Below are 1954 nucleotides of genomic sequence, written 5' to 3'. Positions count from 1 at the left end.
TTGGTAGAGTAAAGGGCTGGGTTTGCCAACCCCTCCTCATCAAACCGTACGTGCGGTTTTCCCGCATACGGCTTTCCGACGTTCTTCACCTTGGACAGTACGGCTAACCCCAAGTCGTAACGGATTTCAGACCTGCCTTAGGAAGAAGCGCAAATAGGTTGGCCTGACTGGCTTTTCGCTTTTTGTGCTTCCGATTCCACCATAAGCTGAAGCGTCTTCGGATGTACCAATCCACTTTTGCCAAGAAACGATTAGCTGTCCATGGGTCGCATTTTGCATAGGCGTTCTTCCATCCCTGGATTTTCGGGTTCATGTGCTTGATCATGTCATCTAGTGACCATTGCAATATGCCCCTTTGCTTAAAAGCTTCTTTAACCTTATCTCGCATCTTCTTCATCGCTTTTCTGGAAGGGCAACTTCGAAAGTAGTAAAGGATTCTTCCGTTCTTTCCCCAGTACGGCATTCGCCGATGGGTATGTCCAAGAAAGTCGAATCCTTCCTTCCCTTCCCATAGGTTGACGAGCTTCGATTTGCTCGTATTCATCGTCAACTCCAGTTTCTGAAATACCACTTTAAGTACTTGTATCGCTTCCACTGCTTGCGCTTTGTATCGACAAAGGATCACTAGGTCGTCCGCATAGCGGACAATCGTGCCGATGTGCGCGAATTTCTTGGCCCAGATCGTATCCAAGTAGTGGAGGTACACATTCGCAAGCAATGGTGAAATGACGCCGCCTTGCGGGCTTCCGAGAGTCGTATCGAACCGTTCTCCCTCTTTCATTACGCCTGCCTTCAGCCACATCAGGATCAATTTCAGAATGCGGCGATCACCTATGCGTTGTTTCACCATTTGCATCAGCTTGTCGTGCGGGATGTTATCGAAGTAGCCTTGGATGTCGACGTCGACCACCCAATTCACCTTCTCACTTCTTACCGCCTCATGTATGCGATTGATCGCATCATGTATACTTCGCTTGGGACGAAACCCAAACGAGTTGTCCCTGAAGTCCGCTTCGAAGATCGGTTCAATGACGATCTTCGTTGCCATTTGTATGACTCGGTCCCGCACGGTGGGAATGCCCAGGGGACGAACTTTTCCATCCCCTTTCGGAATCTCATGTCGACGTACCGGTCTTGCCTGGTAGGTTTTCTGCATGAGTGCTGACCGGCATTCCTCAATCAGCCTGTCTTCTCCATATTCCTGTACGATGTAGTCGATGGTTTCTTGGTCAACCCCGGCGCTTCCGCCGTTGGCTTTGACCCGAATCCATGCCATTCGCATCACATCTTCCCGGTACACTTTGTCGTACAGCGCGTGAAAGCGCCGCTTGGTGTTCACCTTAGACGCAAGGTAGAGGGTCGTTTGGAGTTGTCGAACTTTTGCTTTGGTGTAGTTAGCAGGCATTCCTGCATTCACTCGCTCTTACCTCCTCATGTACCCGTGAACGAAGTGGGGTATGGTCTTTCGACGCCCTTCCCTCCACGAGGTTATGTTGTCCTCGCTTCATCGGTAGTACGGCCCCCTCCGACTCCCTTCCTGCAGCTCGCCATTTCGCCTTCAGGGGCTTATAGGTCTGCTCTTTACGATTTTTTTTCCATCGTGCAGGGGAGGGTCTCCCTAGTTCCAGGCATAACTGTCCTTGCATGCCGATCCCTCTACACCGGAGGATTCTTCCGTGCTGCTTCTCCAAGTTCTTCACACGTTCCTTGGCCTTCGCCGAATCATACGCGGCTCGGCTTCCTCTTGTCCCATTTGGGTTAACGTTAACGATGCGGCAGGATTCACTTGATGTTACGGCCTGCAAGGTTGCTTCATTCTCCTTAGGGAGAACTTTTCACAGGGCTTCAGCCGTCGGATTTCGCCGCCGTCTGCCTGCTAGCTACAGGGCGGCTTGGTCCTTACCCCGGCCGGACTTGCACCGGCAAGTTGTGCCTAGCTTGACTAGGCGCGCTA

1 protein-coding gene is annotated in these 1954 nt (G+C 51.5%); it reads right to left on the bottom strand.

The window, feature by feature from the left end:
- Window positions 1-103: 103 nt before the first annotated feature.
- Window positions 104-1417, bottom strand: coding sequence for a group II intron reverse transcriptase/maturase (ltrA, locus tag ACE5LO_RS27650; protein ID WP_375523123.1), 1314 nt, complete (start codon window positions 1415-1417; stop codon window positions 104-106).
- Window positions 1418-1954: the final 537 nt, after the last annotated feature.

Origin of the sequence: Paenibacillus medicaginis (genome assembly GCF_042138635.1) — a bacterium.
Classification (GTDB): Bacteria; Bacillota; Bacilli; order Paenibacillales; family Paenibacillaceae; genus Paenibacillus; species Paenibacillus medicaginis.
Note: the sequence above shows the minus strand (reverse complement) of the source record. Positions and strands in the feature narration are given on the sequence as shown.